The organism is Paenibacillus sp. WLX2291 (assembly GCF_046603665.1).
Taxonomy (GTDB): domain Bacteria; phylum Bacillota; class Bacilli; order Paenibacillales; family Paenibacillaceae; genus Saccharibacillus.
Map to the genome: position 1 here is coordinate 4,311,418 of NZ_CP176755.1, position 21,591 is coordinate 4,333,008.

Here is a 21,591-nt window from a genome sequence, read left to right on the forward strand (position 1 = left end):
AAGGGTTTGTATCGTAGTCGTACGTTCATCAATCAATAACTTTCTTCCCACGGATTGAACATTTCGTGCTTGAAGTAAGCAGCATCAGCGGATTTTTCTTCCCAGCTCCATGTTTTCTGGCTTGCTTTTTCCATTTCTTCACTTTTGATTTCGCGAATTTGATCCAGAATTGTGTAATCTTTGCCCATCTCTTTTTGATGTTCCCAGATCACGAACATGATGCTATCCAAGTTATCGCCGTATCCTACAACATGTACACGACCAGCAGGATCATTCAGACCAACATTCAGGAAGTCATTGGTGACGATGTATTTATCGTTTTCCATATGATAGATAGCTGCCCATTGCTCCAGCTCGTTTTGGTTTTTGGAAGTCTCCGTGCTTTCTACAAAGCGGAACCAACCGCCGGAAACAGGTTTTGCTTTCTCCATGATTTTAACGTCTGTCAGTTGATTGTAATTCATTAGGTTAGCCCCCTCGATTTGCTTTAAAAGTAGTTTAACTTAAAATTAGGTTTTTTACAATTAATTTGTTTAAAATATTTTAGGTTACAACGTTTAATGTGATATTCTATTTATCGGAAGATTTTTGAAGAAGTTTATAGTTTCTTCCTCTTTTTCGTGTTATTCCGACAAATTATTTGACGAATATTGTTTTTGTTTGTGACTTAAGTATGCCTCTGGAACCAGTAGTTCCACAATAGGAAATGGTTCTTAATACTTAATAGTAATGAAGTGTGTACTTCCTACTCCTTGCTGACAGGTGCGCGATTACGCTATTACTATATTTATAACCACAGCCCGCTAGCTCAATCCCTTAAAGGGAATTTAATCAAATTTGAAGGAATTTTATAGGTGTTTTGACTGCTATTATGCCGTTTTAGCCACCATCATAATGGTTGGATACATATTATTCGTGTGCAAACTCATTTTGGTTTACAGATCAGAAGATTTTGTCGAAATAATTATGTGTCTATTGCTTACTTCCTACCTTCCTATTCCCAGATTCCCGGTAGGAACCTTTCATAGTAAATTCGCTGCAAAATAACGTAAATACGCTTAGTATTTTCCGTACACTTCAAGGATTTTGTACTTGTTTTTAGCAATTGTGCAAGTAAAAAACACGCTTTTGCTTTTACAATTGGCTAGCTCGGTTTAAAATAGGTGTATGTTGGACATATTGAGGACAACTACGCTGTCTTACTATAGATATTGTTTTCCTGTTGGATAGGAACCTCAGTGAAATCGGAAAATTCAATTTAGGAGACTCAACAAATGATCAAAACGCAACGAATCAATCAGATTAAGGAATATGTATTTGAACACGAATCCGTCTCACTGGAAGAATTGGTCGACCATTTTGGTGTCTCCAAAAATACGATTCGCCGTGATATTCGCTCGCTGGTGGATTCTGGTATTTTGAAAAAGGTGTATGGCGGGGTATCGGTCAATCATTCTACACTCGTCGTCTTTAATGAAAGAAAAGATCAGAACCTCACCAAAAAGCAAGAGATTGGACGGCTCGCTGCACGGTATGTGGAAGATGGAGATGTAATCTTCGTCGATTCTGGTACGACGACACTAGAACTGCTGCCGTACATTCAGGATCGCCAGTTGACAGTGGTGACGAACAATTTTGATTTTATTCATGGAGCCAAAGGGTTTCCGAATCTGACCATTTTCTCGACAGGCGGTATGTTTGAGCGCAAAACCGATTCGTTTGTCGGCTTTCAGAGTGTCGAGCTGCTAGGTAAATACAATATTAACAAGGCATTTGTGGCGTCGACCGGCATTTCGATTGTGAATGGCGTGACGAATTCGTCGCCGCTGGAGACGGATTTGAAAAGCACGGTCGTGAAAAAGAGTTCGAATGTGCTGTTGATGATAGATGACAGCAAGTTTGATAAGTATGCGCTGACGACGTATTGTGCGTTGAGTGAGATTGATTATTTGATCACGAATAGTGTGCCTGGGGATGAGTATGTGCAGTATGCGGGGCAGCACAGTATCGAGATTGTCACGCCCTGAATCAGGTCGTTGCTCCGTAGCGTGGTAGCAAGTACGCTTCGGAAAGCGATAAGGGAACGGACTCGGGTGGAGCCGCGGGAATCTTTTGGAATTTGGAGTAAATGAAGATTCCCGCACCTCCAAAGTCGTCCTTTTCCCTTATTCCCTTTCCTTCGCTCCACACGTACAGCTAATTTGGTGCTGGAAGGGCAGGAGCAAATACCCGCTTTAAGCATTCATGAGGTATGGCAGGATAAAAGGTACACAAGGAAAAGCAGCGGTCTATATCGCTCTGAATAAAAGGTCGAAGTTGGTGGCGACTTTTATTCAGAAGAGATGGATATGGACGGCTGCTTTTTTGTATGATCTGTATCGGGCAGATCACTCATAGTTTGGTTGTTTACTTTTTAGTTTTATCAATCCGCGAGTTGGGTGGAGACCGTAGCAGCTTTTCCGCTGGAGCGGAATTCGCGGATTTTGGAACGGACGCTGTCCTCGATCGCTTGGCGGGCGGGAGTGAGGATGGTGCGCGGTTCGGTTGTGTCGGGATCTTGTTCTAGGGTGCGTCGCAGCTGGAGTGACCAGGCGGTGACGCTTTCGGTGTTGATGTTCACTTTGGCATGACCGAGTTCGATTGCACGGGTTAGCTGGTTCAAAGGGATGCCGGATGCGCCGTGCAGGACGAGCGGGATGCCAATCGCCTGCGAGATGGCTTCCATTTCGGTAAAGCCGAGTTTCGGTTCGCCGATGTATTTGCCATGGACAGAGCCGAGTGCGGCGGCGAGTGCATCGATGCCCGTTTCGTCGACGATGCGGACGCACTCATGCAAATCGGCATACTGAATACCACCGATCAAGCCGTCCTCGATCCCGCCGACGGTGCCGACTTCGGCTTCGACAGATACTCCATGTGGAGCGGCGTATTCCACAACTTGGCGGGTTTGCTGGATATTGAGATCGATTGGGCCATGCGAACCGTCGAACATAACGGATGTAAAGCCTGCGTCGATCGCCTGCAAGCAGCTATCCACCGATTTGCCGTGGTCGAGATGCAGAGCAACCGGCACGGTAATGCCCTTTTCTTCCACCAATACACGAACCAATGTGGCGATGGTGCGGTAGCCGCCGAGAAAATCGATCAGACGATCAGACGCGGCAACGATGACTGGCGCTTGTTCCGCCTGTGCAGCGTCCAGAATACCATGCACCCACGACAATCCATTTACATTAAACTGTCCGACCGCATATTGCTCACGCTTCGCCTGTTGCAGCATTTCTTTCATGGATACCAGAGTCATGCTATGCCCCTCCCCATCCGGGTTTGGCCGACATTACACCAGACCAAGCCCTTCCTTCATCTTTTTCAACATAATAGCACTTGATTCTTCGGCACGATCACTATAGGCAAAGACGGAATTGGTGGCAATGCCGTCAAATTTCATCTCCCGCAGCTTGCGGAATAATGTATCAAAATCGACATCGCCTTCACCGATATTCAGATGCTGATGTACGGTTACCTGTGCATCTGGCGGATTGACGATATAACGCAGTCCGTAGGCAGCTTTGTGGTTAAATGTATCTGCGAACAGCACATGATCGAGCAGATCGCCCGCATCGTCGAGCATTTTGGCAATATCGCCGATTCCATCATCGTAGAAGAACGTATGCGCGACAGAATAGACCAGCTTGATCCAATCCCGATCCAGCGCACGGATCATATCGAGCGCTCCGGTATTCGTTTCAATAAAGTCGTACGGATGCGCCTGCAAATTCAAACGTACCTTTTCCTTTTCAAATACTGGAATCAGCTCATCCAGCGATTTGATGAATTTCTCCTCCGATGCCTGTGCTTCGTACTTGGAACCGGTGAATTCGCTGTTGACCAGATCAACATCCAGCTCTACCGCAATCTCAATCGCACGTTTCCAGTTGCGTACCGCAGCTTGACGACGGTCTTCATCTGGACCTGCCCAATGCTGCATCGGCAAAATGGATGACAGCTTCAAGCCCGCTTCGCTAAGCCACTTTTTCAATTGCTTGATCTTGTACTTGTCTACACGCGGATATTTGTAAAAGGGCAAGAAATCTTCGCGCGGTGACAGCTCGATATATTCGTATCCCATATCAGCTACTTTGAAAATCGTTTCCTCTAGGGAGTGGGAATCTCTGAAATGGGTCGGATCGTAGGCAAGTTTCATGAATCGTTCCTCCTGCAATATGGAATGGATTAGGTATGTGTTGCAATGAAATGATCAGTACGGTTTGGAGTTTTTCAGCATGTTCTCCTTATGTGCGTATGCTTTGCGGATACTTTCCTTGTCGGACACTTCCGCTACGCCCACATGCCACCAGCTGTCATAGCCGTCGGTCATCGTTTTGGGCAATACTTTCATTTCGATCAAGGTACAGCCATCATGTTGCTTGGCATCTTCAACAGCGGCTTTGATCTCTTTCACCGTGTTCGCACGATATACTTTGGCGCCGTACGCTTCGGCTACTTTGGCATAATCGATATTCAGAATTTGATTATCCACAGTACGGAATTCACAGAAGAACGTATCGCTGCCGTGATCCATTTGCAGATTATTGATGCAGCCAAAGCCGGAATTATCGAACAGCATAATATTAATCTTCTGCTTGTACTGGATCGCTGTGATCAGCTCAGAATGCAGCATCAGGAAACTACCGTCGCCAACCATCGAATACACTTCGCGCTCTGGATGTGCCAGCTTGATACCAAGTGCACCGGACACTTCATAGCCCATACAGGAATAGCCATATTCCAAATGGTACGTATTCGGTGCTTCTGGATTCCAGAGACGTTGCAGATCACCCGGCAATGAGCCAGCAGACGAAATAACGATGCTGTCCTTGTCCACCGTATCATTGATCGCAATCAGCGCATTTGTCTGCGGCAATTCGGTCTGTAGCACATCTGCATATTCATTCAAAGTCTGCTGGTCAAAATGGTTTTTGATCTCTGGCACGAAGTTGTCGCGGTTGAATTTCACATCAGCCAGACGAGCACGCTCAGCGTTCCATTCCTGCTTGAGCGTCGGAATACTACTGCCAAATTCACTGCGATATCCTGCCAGACGTTCATGCAGCGCAATCAATGCACGCTTGGCATCCGCCACCACACTAACTGCATCCAGCTTGTACGTCTGCATCCGGCTCACATTAATATTGAGGAAACGCGTGCGATCAAAGTCGAACGCCGTCTTCGATGATGTAGCAAAGTCCGTATACCGCGTACCAATCCCGATGATCAGATCAGCTTCGCGTGCTGCTTTGTTCGCTGCCAGTGTACCGGTAATCCCCATGCCGCCCAGATTGTTGGCAAATGTATATTCAACCGTCGACTTACCCGCCTGCGTCTCCACGAGCGGAATATCGTACGCTTCGGAAAAGGCGATCAATTCTTCGCGCGCTTCCGAATACTTGGCACCGCCACCGACGAGAATCAATGGCTTTTTGCTGCTGCGAATCAGTTCGGCAGCCGCATCCAGCTCCCGTGCACTCGGTTCACGGCGATCCACATAATGTACACGTTTCTGGAAAAATACTTCATCATAATCGTACGCTTCACCTTCGGTATCCTGACAAATACACACTGTTGCCGGACCACCCTGTGCCGGATCGGTCAACACTTCAAAGGCACGGATCAAACTGCTCATCAGCTGCTCTGGACGTGTGACCCGATCCCAATAACGGGATACCGGCTTCAGTGCATCATTCGTTGTGACAGCAGCGCTATATTCCTGCTCTACCTGCTGCAATACGGGATCGGGCTGACGAGTAGCAAAGGTGTCTGCCGGTAGCAGCAGCACCGGAATATTGTTTGCCAGCGCGGTTCCGGCTGCGGTTACCAGATTGGCAGAGCCGGGACCGGAGGAGGAGGATACGGCATAGATTTTCTGGCGTAGCTTTTCTTTGCTATAGGCGATGGCGGCGTGTGCCATGCCCTGTTCGTTTTTGCCTTGGAAGATTTTCAAATGACCAGCGTCCTGCTCTAGCGCCTGACCGATGCCCAGTACGTTACCATGACCGAAGACAGTGAACATGCCCTCAACAAACGGCGTTTCCTTGCCATCGACAGAGATATACTGCTGGTTCAAAAACTTGATCAGCGCCTGTGCGGTCGTAAGTCGGATTTTGTTTCCCATAAAAGTCTCCACCTTCGGTTAAAATGATGAGTCTGAATCAGGGTTGGATGACCGGTTGCTGTGAGATCAGCGCTTCAATCTCCTCCACAGTTGGCATCGCATCAGACGAGCTATGCTTGCTGACAACGATGGATGCAGAAGCACTACCGTATTTGAGCGCGGTTTCGATGTCTTTGCCGCGAATGATTGCGTACAGGAATGCGGACGCATACGAATCACCAGCGCCGAATGTTTTTAGCACTTTGGTTTTGTAAGCGTGACCACGATAGGTTTCACCAGTGCTTGTATATGCGTATGAACCGTCCACGCCATGCTTGATCACGACCAGTCCAACGCCTTGTGCGAACAGCGTCTGCGTCGTTTGTTCATTGGAGCCGTTTTGCGCCTGTTCCATTGCATCGTATTCGTCGCGCGTACCGATCACAATATCGCTTTGTGCAGCAACAAGTGAATAATACACTGCTGTTTCCGCTTTGGATGCCCAAGTGTATGGACGATAATCAAGTTCAAAAGCAATTTTGACACCGTTGCGGCGTGCATAATGAATCGCCTGCAATGTCGCTTCACGAGAAGGACTTTTTGCCAATGCCGTACCGGAGATGAGCAGCAAGCCTGCCTGTGTAATGTACGATTCATTGATCTCTTCAGGACGCAGATACAGGTCGGCAACATCGTCACGGTACATCAGAATGCTGCACTCATCCGGGCTTTTGATTTCGGTAAATGCCAGTCCGGTCTTATGCCCTTCCTCATCGACGACAAAATGAGAAGCGTCGACGCCAGCCTGCTCCATATAATTGCGGATAAAACGTCCATGCTGATCGTCAGCGATCTTGCCAATAAATCCAGTAGTCAATCCAAGGCGAGCGGCACCGATAGCGATATTCGCCGGTGAACCGCCTACATATTTGGAAAAGGTCATCGTCTCTTCCATAGGGCGATTGTATTCGACAGCGTTCAGGTCGATACATGCCCGTCCGAGCGTTACAAGCTCAAAACGCGGGGTCTTGTCAGTCATTATGTTCAGCGCTCCTTTATCAATCGCGATTCAGAATCCATTCATGATCCGGGTCATTATAGAACTTCCAGATACGCTTCGGACCAGCCATAACATTTAAATAGTAGGAAGTGTAGCCGTCCGGCACACCGACTGGGTGATATCCTGCTGGAACGATCACTACATCGCGGTTCTCTGCCGCCATCGTCTCGTCCAGACTACGGTCATCTGTGTACACACGCTGGAACAGAAATCCTTGCGGTGGGTCTAGCTCATGATAATACGTTTCTTCCAAAAATGACTCATCCGGTAGCTGGTCACGGTCATGCTTGTGCGGCGGATAGCTAGAGAAGTTACCGCCTTCGGTATATACTTCCACAACGAGCAGACTGCTGGCGGATGGATCATTGTCCGGCAAAATGTCATGCACGGTGCGCTGGTTGTTGTATTTGCCACGTTGGACGATACCGACATCTGATGCGGGCAGCAGCTTCGTAGGTAGAGCTTCCAGTGATGGCGAGTAGCACAGAGCTACCGTCGCACCGGACACGGCTTCCACTGTAAATGACTTGCCACCGGCGATAAAAACACTATCTGTCGGTTTGCGTTCAAATACGCTGTCGCGCGTACCAATCTCGGCAAAACGATTGTCGCCTTCCGTCACAGTAATCTTGCCGGTTACGGCGACGATACAGCATTCTTCCTTATCCAATGTTTCTTCATACACCGCTCCATCGTTCAGATCTAGCAACTTGAAGCCTACATAGGCAAGCGGTGAATTCGACGTAAGTACTTCCTGTACAACGGTAACGCCTGTTTGCGGCGATGATGATTGCGGTTTGCGTAACAGATGACTGGTCACTTGGAACCCTCCTGTTGGCTTGAAACTGGTTTATATTTCAGTACTTCCATATGTCAGGTCGCTGCAAGAAGCGTCATGCGTGAGATGTACGACGCTTCCGCTTGGCGACGATGTGTCGATCTGGTATGACCTACTATTGCATTCGTTTTGTCAGATTACGTCTGGCATGCCGAGCAGCAGCAACGAGCGATGATGTCATGCAATCATTCGAAATCTGGCTGCGGATACCGAGCGGTTACGACCTTTTTACGAGTGTAAAAGTCTACGCTGTCTTTGCCGTTGGCATGCAGTGTACCGTAGAACGATGATTTCCAGCCCGAGAATGGGAAGAATGCCATCGGTGCAGGCACACCCAGATTGATGCCCAGCATACCGGCGTCGATATTTTCACGGAAATAACGAATCGCGTTGGCATTGGAGCTGAACAGACACGCGCCGTTTGCAAATTCGGAACGGTTGGCGATATCGATTGCTTCTTTCAAGTTTTTGACGCGGATAACGGACAACACTGGTGCGAAGATCTCGTCTTTCCAGATCGTCATATCTGGTGTTACATTTTCAAAAATCGTCGGACCGATAAAGTAACCATCGTCGGACATACGCTCACGACCGTCGGTGAGCAAGGTTGCGCCTTCCTCAATGCCTTTTTCGATATATTGAATGGTGCGCGCTTTGTTCTCTTCGCGGATAACGGGACCGAGGAACACACCATCATCCAGACCGTTACCGATCTGTACGTTGATCGCACGCTCTTTGAGTTGCGCGATGAATTCGTCGGCGATGCCATCTTCTACAGTGACTACCGCGCATGCCATGCAGCGTTCGCCTGCGGAACCGAAAGCGGCGGAGATGACGTTGGTCAGCGTATCATCCAGATTCGCATCGTTCAGAACGATGGTATGGTTTTTGGCACCTGTCAGCGCTTGTACACGTTTCAGGTTTTCGCTGCCTTTTTTGTATACATATTCGCCGACTGGTTTGGAGCCGACAAAGGAGATCGCTTTGATCTCTGGATGCTCCAGCACGCCGTTTACGACATCATGCGCTCCATATACGATGTTGAATACGCCATCCGGCAAGCCTGCTTCGGTAAACAGCTCTGCCAGCTTCTCCGTCAGCAGCGGTGTACGCTCAGACGGCTTCAGGATGAATGTATTGCCAAGTGCAATCGCCATCGGGAACATCCAGCATGGCACCATCATCGGGAAGTTGAACGGTGCAATTCCGCCTACAACGCCGATCGGATAACGATAGTTGGCTGCTTCTACATCCGTAGCAATCGATGCAAGCGAATCGCCCATCATTAGCGTTGGTGCACCGGCAGCGAATTCTACGTTCTCGATCCCGCGTCCAACTTCACCCAATGCTTCGCTCAAGTTTTTACCGTTCTCCAATGTAATAAGACGTGCCAGCTCTTCTTTGTTCTGGCTGAGCAATTGTTGGAAGTTGAACAGAATACGTGCGCGTCTTGGTACAGCGACCTGTTTCCACTTTTCAAATGCTTTGCTAGCAACCTGTACGGCGTGCTCCACATCTTCTTTGGTCGAGATAGGAACCTGACAAATCAGTTCTTTGGTCGCCGGATTGTAAACGTCTTCATATACGGTCGTATTGCTCTCCACCCATTTGCCACCAACGTAGTTTTTCAACTTGCGGGCTGTGCCTGTCAATGTAGTCATCATGGAACTCCTCTCAACATTACGGAATGTAAATGAATAGGTACGGATTTCGCATTTGGTTATATCTTGGTTATATTTGTATGATATACAACAAACAAATCATCGTCAACCCTATTCCGTCACCAAACTTGATCATTTTGTTGAAACATTTCCGTTATTCTATTAAAAAACCTTATATATCAAGACTTTACGATCTCTTTTAGCGACAAAAAATATATAAAATCTGTATTTCATCATCCTATTCATTGGTATATGCTAATAAATTAATAATCATATATTGATTATATTTTGGTTATATTTTATATTAGTATCATCAAAGTTTATAGGAGAATGTCTATGAAAGCGAGACGTCTACAGGATATCGAGGAATATATCCGCACACAGAAGAGCGTCACACTAGATGAACTGTGCGTACGCTTTGATGTATCCAAAAACACCATTCGCCGCGATATTAACCAAATTGTACAAAAAGGCTCTATCGAAAAAGTATACGGTGGCGTCACCTCCGCCAGCGAACTCGTTCCATTCGAGAATCGCAATATTCGCAACCAATCCAAAAAGAATGAAATCGGACGGTTGGCGGCTGCCTGTATCGAAGCTCATGATCTGATCTATATCGATTCCGGTACGACCACCCGCAACATTATCGATCATCTTGATCCTGCCCTACCGTTGACGATTCTGACCAACAGTCTGGACGTGATTAATGGTGTAGCCGATATGCAGCATGTTACTTTGCTCGTCATTGGCAATACGTACAAGCCCAAGACGCGCTCGTTTGTCGGGATGGACAATCCGCTATCGCTGCAAAAGTACAATGTGAACAAAGCCTTTATGGCAGCAACTGGTGTCAGTATGACACACGGTCTGACCAATTCCGATCTACTGGAATACGAGATCAAAAAGGTCATTGCCGAGAAAGCGCAAAAGCTGATTCTGCTGGCGGACAATAGCAAATTTGGCAAATCCACATTGCTGACTTATGCCCCGCTAAAAGATGTGGACATCTTGATCTCATCCGAACCGCTGGATGACGATTATCGCAGCTTTTGCGAACAGCATCATATTCAACTGCAATCCCCATGATAAGAACCAAGTGATCATTTCTATATCCCAACTACTTAGGAGGAACAAAGTATGCCATTACTACGTTTTGATGTGATTGAAGGACGCACTGCCGAGCAATTACAATCGTTATTAGACACTGCTCATGATGCTATGGTGGAAGCGTTTACCGTTCCAGCTTCCGACCGCTACCAGATCGTCAGTCAGCACCCGGCGCATGAATTGGTAATTGAAGATACAGGGCTCGGTTTCCCGCGTACTAAGGATGTGGTTATCTTGACGATCACTAGCAAACAGCGTACATCAGAGCAAAAGCAAAAACTGTACGCCCTGCTCGCAGAACGTCTGGAACAACATTGCGGCATCGCCCCTACCGATCTGATGGTATCGATTGTCGAAAATGGTGACGCCGATTGGAGCTTTGGACAAGGACGTGCTCAATTTTTGACTGGTGAGCTGTAGACTGTTTATCCGTGCTGCTGATGATCTGCTTTACGCATACCAATTGAATATTACAATGAAACGCTTGATCTATTGCCATATGATGGCGATGTATCAGGCGTTTTCTGTTGATATGCGGGAATGATGATCATCGTGTCATAGATGTCTCGTGTATATAGCATGTGCAGTTATAAGCTAGATATGAAATATCAATTACCTATGCAATGCCAATAACCCAGATGCAGGTATACATCTGGGCACTGGCTCCGTCAACAGCTGGCGGAACATCTATTCATAATATGGAAGTTAATGATGGATACAGCAGACTTAGCCGACAGGCTGACTGCTATTGTAATGACGGAAAATGACCGATAGCGTCGTTTCCTTCGCAGTACGAATATTGTCCTCGGCACTGAGCTTGTAGTATTCCGGGCGGAACAGTTCAACCGATACGGCGCCGTCATAGCCTTTTCTTTTCAGGGTAGACAGAATAAAGTCCAGATCAATCACTCCCTGTCCCGGCCATACGCGATCTTCGTCTGTAAGGAAGCCAATCGGATAATCTTCGGTATCGTCGATATGCAAAATAAAGATTTTCGACGCATCCGCCTGCTCCAGATCTTCGCGCTTGGAACCCATCGCATGAAAATGGAAACAATCTAGCACCAGACCGACATTATCGCGGTCGACCGCTTGAATAATGTCATATGCCTGACCGAATGTATTCACGGTACATTGCGGATGTCCTACATATTCGAGCGCAATGCCGATGCCGTAAGGCTTCGCCAGATCAGATAACTCACGCAGCACCTGTACACTGCTTTCGTGGATATCTTTTTTGAGGAACTTCTGCTCAGTCACAAGTGGTACGGCAACGATATATGGCACACCTAGCTTGCTGCCCTTTTCCAGCATATCGATAAACTCGTTGCGGATCTCATCATATTCCGCTTCCGAACGGTTGTTGAAGAACACCAGCGCATTGAATGCCAGCGGCTTAATATGATGGGTATCAAAATAGTGGATCAGATCGTCGAGCGAATGATCTTGTAAGTATTCCGGCAGTTTGTCCATCGTGCGAATCTCGATATAGTCATATCCATGCTGCTCACAAAGTTCCAGATCAGTGACCAGATTGGAGTTCTCCAGTGTCGTTGCCTGATTAAAGCAAAGTTTCATGATTACGCTCCTCCCGCTATCTCTCCTATTGGTATACGATCGTGCTTGCATAACATTGTAAAAGAATACAAGGCGACACGGCACATCCGACGATCTACCGTGTCCCTACAGTGATCTGAATCGAAATCAAACGCTATACAATGGAGCCGCACCACCATAAAACTCTGGAGTTGGTCCCAAATCAATCGTTTCTTCCTGTCCGGATTCTTGCGCGCGTACACAAGCATCTGCTGTTACGGAAGCAATATATCCGTCCCACGAAGTTGGACCTTGCGGTTCGCCGCCTTTGCTCACTTGATCGATAAAGTCTTGCAATTCGCGATCATATGCATCGATAAAGCGATCTTTCCAATCGGTCAGCAAGTCTACGCCCAATTGTGCATTTTTGCGATATGTGATACCAGCCACTTCCGGCAGGCGCACGATGCCTTCTTCACCGATAATCTCGCATTGAATATCGTAGCCGTATTTGCAATTGACAAACACTTCGGTCGTAATCAAAATGCCACCTTTGGTTTCCAGTGTAATCACTTGTGGATCACGCAGATGACTGGAGGCGTGACGTGTTTTTTTCGGGAACGATACACGCACGGAAGTATAATCATCGTTGACCAGCCAATGCAATACATCAATCTCGTGTACCAATGTATCGGTTACTGCCATATCGGTTGTATAGGCTTCGTTCACTTCTGGGTTGCGGTGCGCACAGCGAATCATCAGTGGCTCGCCGATAAAGCGTTCGTCGACTGCGCGTTTCAATTGTTGGTAACCGCTATCATAACGGCGCATAAAGCCGACTTGTACTAGACGTTTGCCATGCGCGATCTCAGCATCCACAATTTGACGGCAACCTTCCGCAGTCGTAGCTAATGGTTTCTCGCAAAATACATATTTGCCTGCGGCGATACCTGCCAGTACACTCTGTTGATGCGCAGGTCCCCAGCTTGTTACGAGAATTGCATCTACATCATCTGCTGCAATCAGAGAGACGTCGTCTGGATAGACTTTCGCGTTTAGATTGTAATTTTCCACAGCTGCTTTGGCTGCATCTGCATTCACGTCCGTTACGGCGACGATCTCGCCACCGCTCAAATTGTTCGTAATCCGGCGAATATGCTCGCGTCCGATTGCTCCTGTACCGATAACTCCAATGCGTAATGTCATATCAATGGCCTCCTGAATGTGGGTTAATTTGAAATGATGTTACTCCGATTGCTGTTGGACTTACTGTTTGGTGGTAACAGGCTTCACTACATATGCCTGCTCTTCGGATGTTCCTTTGTCATAATGGTTGCGGAAGCTTTGTTCTAGTTGTTCCAGCGACAGATCTTTCGTTTCGGGAAGGAATACTTTGACAAATGTGATCGCCAGCAGTCCAAGCCCTGCGAAAATGTAGAACGTTGCCGACAGTCCAATGCCGCTGAGCAGAACTGGGAACAACAGCCCAATCGTAAAGTTAACGAGCCACAATACCAATACCGTAAAGCCCATACCAAGTCCACGCAAACGTTGCGGGAAAATCTCCGACAACATCAGCCATGTTACCGGTGAAATGGCTCCTTGCTGGAATGCAAGGAACAGAACGGTTAATGTCAGAACCGCATAGGGCAATGCAGGACTTCCTGCCAATAAAGCGGATACAATGGCAATGAGAAGTAAAGAAGTCGTCGTGCCGATCAAGCCTGTAATCAGCATCGGTCGACGACCAACACGACCGAGCAACCAGATACCAACAATCGTCGCAATAACGGAGATCGCACCATTGGCGATATTTCCGATCAGCGCTGCTTTGGTCTCAAATCCGGCATCTTTTAGAATCTCCGTACCGTAGTACATAATGGAATTGACACCGGTAATTTGCTGAACAATCGCAATCCCGATACCAATCCAGACGATCCGGCGAATCCATGGTGTTGCCAGGTCTTTGAAACTGGCTTTATCCATATGAGCTTCCTTCTGTACATTTTCCTGAATTTCCTGCAATTCCTTATGCGCATCTTCTTGGCTACGAATCTTTTGCAACACCTTCAGCGCTTCATCATTACGGTTGCGACTAATGAGCCAGCGCGGACTTTCCGGTTGACGCAGCATGCCGAAGAACAGCAGCAATGCAGGCAGAGCAGCGATAATCAACATATATCTCCATACATGTGCAATTTCGCCCAGCATCGTACCTAGAATGGCATTGATAACAAAGGCAGCTAACTGACCGCTAACGATCATCAACTCATTCTGGGTAACGATCCGCCCCCGCCGATCCGCTGGTGCCATTTCTGCCAGAAACGAAGGTACCGTTACCGAAGCACCACCGACTGCAATCCCAAGCAGGAAGCGAGCAGCTACCATGATTGTGACATTCGGTGCCAGTGTACAACCGACAGTAGCAAAGAAAAACAAAATCGACAAGTACAAAATATTTTGACGACGTCCGGCATAATCGGATAATCTGCCGCCAAACACAGCACCCAGTGCTGCGCCTAACAGCAGTGAGCTTGCCACGACCCCTTCTGTAAACGGTGTCAAATTCAGCTGATCAGCAGCCGACATATACGGCAATGCGCCGTTGATTACGCCGGTATCATAACCGAATAACAAACCGCCCAGCGTCGAGATAATGATGATTTTGCCAAGAGCCGCTTTATGTGCCGTTTCACTTTGCATAGGATTCATCTCCTTTTGGCTGCTGCCTTGCGAGCAATGCTTCATCAATATACTTGCGCGCAATCAGTGCATATTCCAACGGATGTGCCACATCCGGGTCCTGCTCCGCCTCTACGACAATCCAACCGCTGTAATCATGCTGAATTAGAAAATCATACACCTCGCGGAAATCGATACAGCCATCTCCCGGTACGGTGAACATGCCTCCAAGGAAGCAATCGCGGAACGATTTCCCTTGATCCCGGCAATTGGTTAAAACGTCAATCCGAGCATCCTTGAAATGGACATGCCGGATACGATCCATATGCTTGCGCAGCACATTCATATACTCCCCGTCCGATACATAGATATGACCGGTATCATATAGCAAATGTACATACGCTGGATCTGTGCCTTTCATTAGGCGATCAATCTCGTCTGCTGTCTGAACACCAGTGCCCAGATGATGATGGAATACTAGCAGTAATCCATACTCCTCAGCGACTTTACCAAGATGATTCAATCCGTTACTTAGAATCTGCCATTCTGGATCATTGAAGTATGGCTTGTCCGCAAATACGTTGCGATCCAATCCCTGCACACTATACGTCTGCTCCGATACGACAATGACATTTGCCTGCACCTGCTGCAAATAGCTGCATTGAAGACGGAAGGCTTGCTCCACCTGCTCCAAACCGTCGCGAATCAAGAAGCTACTGAACCATTGACCAGCGATGCGCAACTTGCGCAATTTCAGTTCCCGATTCAAAATATTTGGCTCCGGGAAAAATCCCCCTACCTCTGTACCTTGAAAACCCGCGACAACAATGTCGCTTAACAGATGTTGCAATGTGTTGCCCGCACCGATTTCCGGCATATCATCGTTACGCCAACCGATAGGTGCAATCCCCCAATGGATAATCTTCGCTGTCATACATGTCCTCCTCATCTATACCGATGGTGAAATAATGATCAACTTTTGATTACTATATGATTAGATATTATTGTTAAAAGCGCTTTCAGTCAATCTTATTTTAAAAAATTTGTTCTACATTCAATAAAACACTCATTTAGAACTATTTTTTCAACCACCAGCAGGTTGATTATGACTATACGCTTATTATTTTGAGTATGTTTTGATTAACTTATCATTTCAAGATGTAACAATAGGTACAAATATAGCATGAAATAATAAAAAACCGTTTTGCATGATAGTATGCAAAACGGTAGATTGAAATGGATAACGTGCGATGATGCAATACGCGGCAATGTTTGGTTGTTAGTGATGCGATACGACTGCCGCCGAAGCTTCAGACGTACTGACGTTCTTTTCTTTTACATACAAGACATACAGTACCAGACTACATAGCGCGATGCTCACCATTAGCCATTGCACGTATGCCGGTGCAAAGGTATCCAGCATATGACCTGCTGTAACCGAGAATAATCCGCCGCCGACAGCCGAACCCGCCATTAGAATGCTCGTATTGCGCGCGATGTTGCGCGGCATAAGCTTTTTGGCATATACCAGTGTCACGACGAACAATCCAGACAGTGTCAGACCAAGCAGTACAATCAATACATACGACAGTGTGACACTGCGATTCACAGCAAACAATGCCAGCAATACGATCATTCCTGTCCAATGGATAAACAGATATTTGCGATATCCGAGCTTCTCCGCTTCATATCCGGCAAACATCCGTCCAATTACCATCGCCGCCCAGAAGACGGTTACGCTAAATGGTGCCGTGCTATCATCCGCCAATCCGTTCACCAACATTAAGGAAGGCAAGTAATGCACCAGACCAATATCGGTCGAGCCGTACAAGAAGAATAATAGAACAAAGGCGGGCAGCAACAGACTGCCGCGTATCATCAGACGTCCGCGTGATGCAGGCGGCTGATTCGTCGCTGCTGCTGCAACCGCTGCACTGAGTGGGCCTGAAGAAGCGGCACCCATCGTCACCCCAGCTGATACATGTTGTTTGTGGGCTGGTAGAAATAACGGCTCTACTTCGTGGAACTTCATCACCCGCAGGAAGATCGATAACAGGATCGCATAAACCGCAATCCCGAATAAGGCGTAATTCCACATGCCCGATGTGATCAGAATCCCAATCGCTAGCGGCAATAGCAGACTGCCGATCCCGAAGGCAATTTCCAGACGACTCATAGCAATCGCGGCATTCGATCGTAAGCCTTCCAGAATAACGGCACCAATGACTGTATCAATAATACCGCCGAGGAATCCAACCAGACCAATCGCTAACAGCAGGATCGGCCAAGCAGGCAAGAATGCGACGATCGTGTAACAGATCGCGATTCCCCATGCCCCAATATGCAGCATCGTCTTTTTGGAGATTTGGTTGGATAACCATGGTTGAATCAGCATCCCGCCAATGGATGCGCCAAATTCTACAAAAATGAGCGTTCCCGCGTCTGTATACGCTTTGCCATACATGGGCAATAGCACCGTCAAAATCGATGCGACCGTTACTTTGACAAAACCCATCATGAGATAAAATAAACTGCCCATTAATACAAGCCTTTTCAACACGCTCACTTCCCTTCTATATGCAAGAGCATCTTAGATGTATATTGTATTCTTCCCCTAATTCTCAGCTCATCGAAACGATTATACTGGTTTTTTACTGAAAATAAAGAGTTTTTTCAATAATTTTTATATTTTCATTTTCTAACGCTTTTGGAACGTAGAATCGTATCGTCCAATGCTTGTAACAACGGCATTTGTTTTCAATCATGAAAAGCGAGACGTATCAGAAAACAAAGCAGACTATCCAGCGATAGAGCGTATCGCGGATAGCCTGCGGATCAGATCATTTCAGATACAATCATCAACTTGGATTAACCGAGTTGTTGCCCGGTCAGGAACAGATAACCGATCAAGAACAGATTCAGCGCGACGATAATGCCAGTCGCAATCCAAGCAATGAGTTTCGTCGTCGACGAGTTGGCAAAGCTGCCCATTTTGTGCTTATCGCTAGTAAACAGTACCAGTGGAATAATCGCAAATGGCAGTTGCAAACTAAGCACCACCTGACTCCACAACAGCAGATCGCCCGTACCGCGCGAACCATACAACCACGTAACGATAAAGGCAGGCACTACCGCCAGCAAGCGCGTAATGATCCGGCGCAGTACTGGCGAGATACGCAGACGCACAAATCCTTCCATCACGATCTGCCCAGCCAGTGTACCCGTAATGGTTGAGTTCTGACCAGAAGCAAGCAATGCGACTGCGAACAGCGTACTTGCAATACCGACACCAACAGTCGGACTGAGCAGCTCATACGCCGCTTCGATCTCAGTCACCTGCAAGCCGTTCCCATGAAACGCTGCCGCACCGAGAATCAGAATCGCCGAGTTGATCAAAAAGGCAACCGTCAGCGACATAACCGAATCCAGACGGGCAAATTTCACCGCTTCCCGTTTCCCTTCCTGATCGCGCTTATATTGACGCGATTGGATAATAGAGGAATGCAGGTACAGATTATGCGGCATAACGGTTGCGCCGAGAATCCCTAGCGCGACGAATAACATTTGCGAATTGGTCACTACTTCCAGCTTCGGCACATAACCGCCGAATAAGGCAGCCACATCTGGATGAGCGGCAATCATTTCAAAGCCAAATATGACAAAGATCGTCGCCATCAGTACGATGACGATAGACTCGATAATACGAAATCCTTTTTTCTGCAATAACAACAGCAGCAATACGTCAAAGGTAGTGATCAGAATGCCCCACAGCAGCGGAATGCCAAACAACAGATTCAGCGCAATTGCTGAACCGATAACTTCTGCCAGATCGGTAGCGATGATCGCCAGCTCGGTTAATATCCAGAGTACAACAGCTGTCTTCTTGCCAGTAGCGTCACGGGTTGCCTGCGCCAGATCCTTGCCCGTAACGATACCCAGCTTGGCTGCAAGACTTTGCAGCAGCATGGCGACCAGACTTGATATGAGCACGACCGATAGCAGCGTATAACCGAATCGCGAACCACCGGCAATCGAAGTTGCCCAGTTGCCCGGATCGACGTAACCGACTGCAACTAGCGCACCCGGTCCCGCAAACGCAAAAAATTTACGCCAGAAGCCCGCATTATGTGGGATTTTCACCGTATTGTTGACTTCTTCCAGACTGATCGACGACGTGCTACGCAGCCAGCCGTTCTTTTTCACCCCGGATGAAGGTTCCAGTTCCACTTCAGTATCCATTTACTCTCCCTCTTTTCTCTATGTCTCTCTTTAGGACAATCGTAATATGATGATCTTGCTATGATTGTGATGTAAATCTATACGTATGTTCATGGATGAACATACTATGGATCAAAATAGACATACCGTTTGCTTCTGACCATATTTTGCATCAGGGAAACTTATTTGTCAACGGGTAATTTTTATGGCTATTGGCAATTTAAAGACAGGTACAAGGTGAAGGAATATGCACTCTCTATCTCATTTAACCGATTATGACAGCATGTATAGATAAGAATGGAAATAATTATGTAGCAGCTGGAAAGCAGTCGGTACAGGTCGTATGTTTGCATGGCTGCTATCCTCTTTGTGCATGAAGGAATCACGCTATGCAAAAGCGCTCCAAACCGCGTGCTGCCATAGATGAGCAGCCTGCTGTTTGGAGCGCTTGTTTTGCTATTATTTTCTGCATAGTAGACGTGATGTAAATGATGGTACATACAAATGGATTGCAGATACTACGCATGTTCTCAAAGCGTTACTCTTTGTTAGTGATCATATCATCCTAACGCCTTTGCCACGGTATAATCCTCTACCGGAATATCTGGCTCAGCGTCCATTACGAGCTGAGAGAGCAAATATCCGACATACGGTCCCATCGTCAAGCCAGATGCACCAAGACCATTAGCAGCGAACAATCCTTGCCAGCCCGGAACTCTGCCGAATACCGGTAAAAAGTCAGCGGTAAACGGGCGGAAGCCCACGCGCATTTCGACAAAGGTACTGTCCACCAGCTTCGGTGCCAGCTCCAGCCCTTTGTTCAACACTTCCTGCATGCCACCCGGCGTCACGCGTGTATCGTAGCCCTGCACATCATTCTCATGCGTTGCCCCGATCACGATGCGCTGCTGTTCAAAAGCAAGCAAATACTGATCATTCGGCGGAATGACAACCGGCCAACTGCCAGTATCGTCATCCCCCGAATCATCCACATGCATAATCTGCGCCTTCTGGTAGTGCATATGAAACGTGATTCCGCAATTAGCGAATAGCTGCGACGCCCATGCTCCCGCACAGACGACTACCTCGTCTGCCGAATAGGTCTGACCGTTCACCTGTACACCGGTTACGACATGCTCGCCATATACCAATTCCGCATCACCATGTATCACTTGCGCACCATTGTTCTGCGCCGCACGTAGCAGTGCATCCCGTAGCAAACGACCGTCGATACGCGCTGCACCGCTCACATGTACCGCTTCATATCCGTGATCCAGCAGTGGAAATTGCTGCCGTACCTCTTCTTCATTTAGCAGCGTAATCTCGCCGATCTCCGGCGCATCATCCAGACGCTTCTGTGCACGCTTCTGCATGGCAAGGATTTTGTCATGATCACGATGCAAACTGAGTGCACCGACACGAGCATATCCCGTCTGATGCTCTCCATGTTGTGCCAGTTCAGCAATTAGCGTAGGATAAAATCGTGCGCCGCCACTTGCCAGTCGATACCATGACTGATTACGTCGCTGCGACAACCACGGGCAAATGATCCCGGCTGCCGCATCCGTTGCCTGCCCAATATCTTGCCGATCAATTAACATTACTTGGGCATTGCTTTTGCTTAATTGATAAGCCGTCGACGCGCCAAGAATACCGCCGCCGACCACAATAATCGTTTTCGTCATCTTTGATTCCTCTCTATCTTGCCTGTTACTCAGGAAATGTCCCGTACCCGAAGCTTCGGATCGTGATCTTCTTTCCATTATACACAAACATAACCCTGCACATGGACACACCAAAGACAAATGCATGCGCTACACTGTTGCTTATGAAGAGTAGAAGCATACTGAATATAAAGAGGGATAAGCATGAATGTAAAAAATAAATATACCAAACTGAATATGAGCCACGTACCGATGATTTTGCAGATGATCTTGAATGTGTGTCTGGTCGGCATGGCAGCTGTACTGAGCGCGCTATTGATCTACGAAACGTGGACGATCTTTTCCTTGTTTTTTTTGAATACGGATAGTGATGTTAGTTATTATCAGTTTACAGACGAGCTGCTGGTGTTCTTTTTGTACTTTGAGTTTCTCGCGCTGATCATTAAGTACTTTGAGGCGCATTTTCATTTTCCACTGCGGTACTTTATTTATATCGGAATTACCGCGATCATTCGTCTGATCATTGTCGATCACGACGATGCGATGCACACGTTCTGGTGGTCGCTAGCGATTATTGCGCTGACTGGCGCACTGTTTCTGTCCAATGCAAGAAAGTCCCACGGCGATCACTGATCACCGGGGACTTTTGGCTGTGTGGATCATTGTATTTGGCT

The 21,591-nt window shown here is 47.3% G+C and carries 18 protein-coding genes; 4 read left to right on the forward strand and 14 right to left on the reverse strand.

Features of this window, described 5'->3' with window-relative positions:
• Window positions 1-32 precede the first annotated feature (32 nt).
• On the reverse strand, window positions 33-464 hold the full coding sequence (locus tag ACDE64_RS18440) for a hypothetical protein (RefSeq protein WP_411343552.1): 432 nt from the start codon (window positions 462-464) through the stop codon (window positions 33-35).
• Window positions 465-1,274: 810 nt separating this feature from the next.
• Between ACDE64_RS18440 and ACDE64_RS18445 the strand changes: the two genes are divergently transcribed.
• Window positions 1,275-2,027, forward strand: a complete 753-nt coding sequence (locus ACDE64_RS18445) for a DeoR/GlpR family DNA-binding transcription regulator (RefSeq protein WP_411347802.1) — start codon at window positions 1,275-1,277, stop codon at window positions 2,025-2,027.
• Between the two features lie 395 nt (window positions 2,028-2,422).
• On the opposite strand, the gene fba is transcribed toward ACDE64_RS18445, so the two are convergent.
• The 6 genes from fba to iolA form a co-directional block, all read right to left on the reverse strand.
• Window positions 2,423-3,304 (reverse strand): class II fructose-1,6-bisphosphate aldolase, encoded by an 882-nt coding sequence (gene fba / locus ACDE64_RS18450; protein WP_411347803.1) that lies wholly within the window; start codon window positions 3,302-3,304, stop codon window positions 2,423-2,425.
• A 33-nt stretch (window positions 3,305-3,337) separates the two neighbouring features.
• The gene (locus ACDE64_RS18455) at window positions 3,338-4,204 is read right to left on the reverse strand and encodes a sugar phosphate isomerase/epimerase family protein (RefSeq protein WP_411347804.1); all 867 of its coding nucleotides are present in this window, start codon (window positions 4,202-4,204) and stop codon (window positions 3,338-3,340) included.
• Window positions 4,205-4,258: 54 nt separating this feature from the next.
• Window positions 4,259-6,172 (reverse strand): 3D-(3,5/4)-trihydroxycyclohexane-1,2-dione acylhydrolase (decyclizing), encoded by a 1,914-nt coding sequence (iolD, locus tag ACDE64_RS18460; protein ID WP_411347805.1) that lies wholly within the window; start codon window positions 6,170-6,172, stop codon window positions 4,259-4,261.
• 37 nt (window positions 6,173-6,209) lie between these two features.
• The gene (gene iolC, locus ACDE64_RS18465; RefSeq protein ID WP_411347806.1) at window positions 6,210-7,190 is read right to left on the reverse strand and encodes a 5-dehydro-2-deoxygluconokinase; all 981 of its coding nucleotides are present in this window, start codon (window positions 7,188-7,190) and stop codon (window positions 6,210-6,212) included.
• Between the two features lie 19 nt (window positions 7,191-7,209).
• Window positions 7,210-8,031: a 5-deoxy-glucuronate isomerase gene (iolB, locus tag ACDE64_RS18470; protein WP_411347807.1), complete on the reverse strand. Its 822-nt coding sequence runs from the start codon at window positions 8,029-8,031 to the stop codon at window positions 7,210-7,212.
• Between the two features lie 203 nt (window positions 8,032-8,234).
• Window positions 8,235-9,710 carry a methylmalonate-semialdehyde dehydrogenase gene (gene iolA, locus ACDE64_RS18475; protein WP_411350337.1) on the reverse strand — a complete coding sequence of 492 codons (1,476 nt, stop codon included), beginning with the start codon at window positions 9,708-9,710 and terminating at the stop codon, window positions 8,235-8,237.
• Window positions 9,711-10,046: 336 nt separating this feature from the next.
• Between iolA and ACDE64_RS18480 the strand changes: the two genes are divergently transcribed.
• Window positions 10,047-10,796, forward strand: a complete 750-nt coding sequence (locus ACDE64_RS18480; protein WP_411347808.1) for a DeoR/GlpR family DNA-binding transcription regulator — start codon at window positions 10,047-10,049, stop codon at window positions 10,794-10,796.
• A 51-nt stretch (window positions 10,797-10,847) separates the two neighbouring features.
• On the forward strand, window positions 10,848-11,237 hold the full coding sequence (locus ACDE64_RS18485) for a tautomerase family protein (RefSeq protein ID WP_411343560.1): 390 nt from the start codon (window positions 10,848-10,850) through the stop codon (window positions 11,235-11,237).
• Between the two features lie 306 nt (window positions 11,238-11,543).
• Here ACDE64_RS18485 and iolI read toward each other — a convergent pair whose 3' ends face one another.
• From iolI to ACDE64_RS18520, 7 genes are all read right to left on the reverse strand, one after another.
• Window positions 11,544-12,395, reverse strand: a complete 852-nt coding sequence (gene iolI / locus ACDE64_RS18490) for a 2-keto-myo-inositol isomerase (protein ID WP_411347809.1) — start codon at window positions 12,393-12,395, stop codon at window positions 11,544-11,546.
• A gap of 126 nt (window positions 12,396-12,521) precedes the next feature.
• The gene (locus ACDE64_RS18495; protein ID WP_411347810.1) at window positions 12,522-13,559 is read right to left on the reverse strand and encodes a Gfo/Idh/MocA family protein; all 1,038 of its coding nucleotides are present in this window, start codon (window positions 13,557-13,559) and stop codon (window positions 12,522-12,524) included.
• A 60-nt stretch (window positions 13,560-13,619) separates the two neighbouring features.
• Complete coding sequence (locus ACDE64_RS18500; RefSeq protein WP_411347811.1) at window positions 13,620-15,056, reverse strand: sugar porter family MFS transporter; 1,437 nt, start codon at window positions 15,054-15,056, stop codon at window positions 13,620-13,622.
• Entirely contained in the window at window positions 15,046-15,969 is a 924-nt protein-coding gene (gene iolE / locus ACDE64_RS18505; protein WP_411347812.1) for a myo-inosose-2 dehydratase, read from the reverse strand. The genes ACDE64_RS18500 and iolE overlap by 11 nt, the downstream gene beginning before the upstream one ends.
• Before the next feature lie 345 nt (window positions 15,970-16,314).
• A complete protein-coding gene (locus tag ACDE64_RS18510) occupies window positions 16,315-17,595 on the reverse strand; it encodes an MFS transporter (protein ID WP_411347813.1) in 1,281 nt (426 codons plus the stop codon).
• A 308-nt stretch (window positions 17,596-17,903) separates the two neighbouring features.
• Window positions 17,904-19,274 carry an Nramp family divalent metal transporter gene (locus ACDE64_RS18515; RefSeq protein ID WP_411343566.1) on the reverse strand — a complete coding sequence of 457 codons (1,371 nt, stop codon included), beginning with the start codon at window positions 19,272-19,274 and terminating at the stop codon, window positions 17,904-17,906.
• 539 nt (window positions 19,275-19,813) lie between these two features.
• Window positions 19,814-20,938, reverse strand: coding sequence for an NAD(P)/FAD-dependent oxidoreductase (locus tag ACDE64_RS18520; protein WP_411347814.1), 1,125 nt, complete (start codon window positions 20,936-20,938; stop codon window positions 19,814-19,816).
• A gap of 183 nt (window positions 20,939-21,121) precedes the next feature.
• On the opposite strand from ACDE64_RS18520, the gene psiE reads away from it, so the two are divergent.
• Window positions 21,122-21,550 (forward strand): phosphate-starvation-inducible protein PsiE, encoded by a 429-nt coding sequence (gene psiE, locus ACDE64_RS18525; protein WP_411347815.1) that lies wholly within the window; start codon window positions 21,122-21,124, stop codon window positions 21,548-21,550.
• Window positions 21,551-21,591: the final 41 nt, after the last annotated feature.

Bases quoted from the DNA above. Each gene is read 5' to 3' on its own strand.
- ACDE64_RS18440 (WP_411343552.1), bottom strand. From the start codon at position 464: ATGAATTACAATCAACTGACAGACGTTAAAATCATGGAGAAAGCAAAA.
- ACDE64_RS18445 (WP_411347802.1), top strand. From the start codon at position 1,275: ATGATCAAAACGCAACGAATCAATCAGATTAAGGAATATGTATTTGAA.
- fba (WP_411347803.1), bottom strand. From the start codon at position 3,304: ATGACTCTGGTATCCATGAAAGAAATGCTGCAACAGGCGAAGCGTGAG.
- ACDE64_RS18455 (WP_411347804.1), bottom strand. From the start codon at position 4,204: ATGAAACTTGCCTACGATCCGACCCATTTCAGAGATTCCCACTCCCTA.
- iolD (WP_411347805.1), bottom strand. From the start codon at position 6,172: ATGGGAAACAAAATCCGACTTACGACCGCACAGGCGCTGATCAAGTTT.
- iolC (WP_411347806.1), bottom strand. From the start codon at position 7,190: ATGACTGACAAGACCCCGCGTTTTGAGCTTGTAACGCTCGGACGGGCA.
- iolA (WP_411350337.1), bottom strand. From the start codon at position 9,710: ATGACTACATTGACAGGCACAGCCCGCAAGTTGAAAAACTACGTTGGT.
- ACDE64_RS18480 (WP_411347808.1), top strand. From the start codon at position 10,047: ATGAAAGCGAGACGTCTACAGGATATCGAGGAATATATCCGCACACAG.
- ACDE64_RS18485 (WP_411343560.1), top strand. From the start codon at position 10,848: ATGCCATTACTACGTTTTGATGTGATTGAAGGACGCACTGCCGAGCAA.
- iolI (WP_411347809.1), bottom strand. From the start codon at position 12,395: ATGAAACTTTGCTTTAATCAGGCAACGACACTGGAGAACTCCAATCTG.
- ACDE64_RS18495 (WP_411347810.1), bottom strand. From the start codon at position 13,559: ATGACATTACGCATTGGAGTTATCGGTACAGGAGCAATCGGACGCGAG.
- ACDE64_RS18500 (WP_411347811.1), bottom strand. From the start codon at position 15,056: ATGCAAAGTGAAACGGCACATAAAGCGGCTCTTGGCAAAATCATCATT.
- iolE (WP_411347812.1), bottom strand. From the start codon at position 15,969: ATGACAGCGAAGATTATCCATTGGGGGATTGCACCTATCGGTTGGCGT.
- ACDE64_RS18515 (WP_411343566.1), bottom strand. From the start codon at position 19,274: ATGGATACTGAAGTGGAACTGGAACCTTCATCCGGGGTGAAAAAGAAC.
- ACDE64_RS18520 (WP_411347814.1), bottom strand. From the start codon at position 20,938: ATGACGAAAACGATTATTGTGGTCGGCGGCGGTATTCTTGGCGCGTCG.
- psiE (WP_411347815.1), top strand. From the start codon at position 21,122: ATGAATGTAAAAAATAAATATACCAAACTGAATATGAGCCACGTACCG.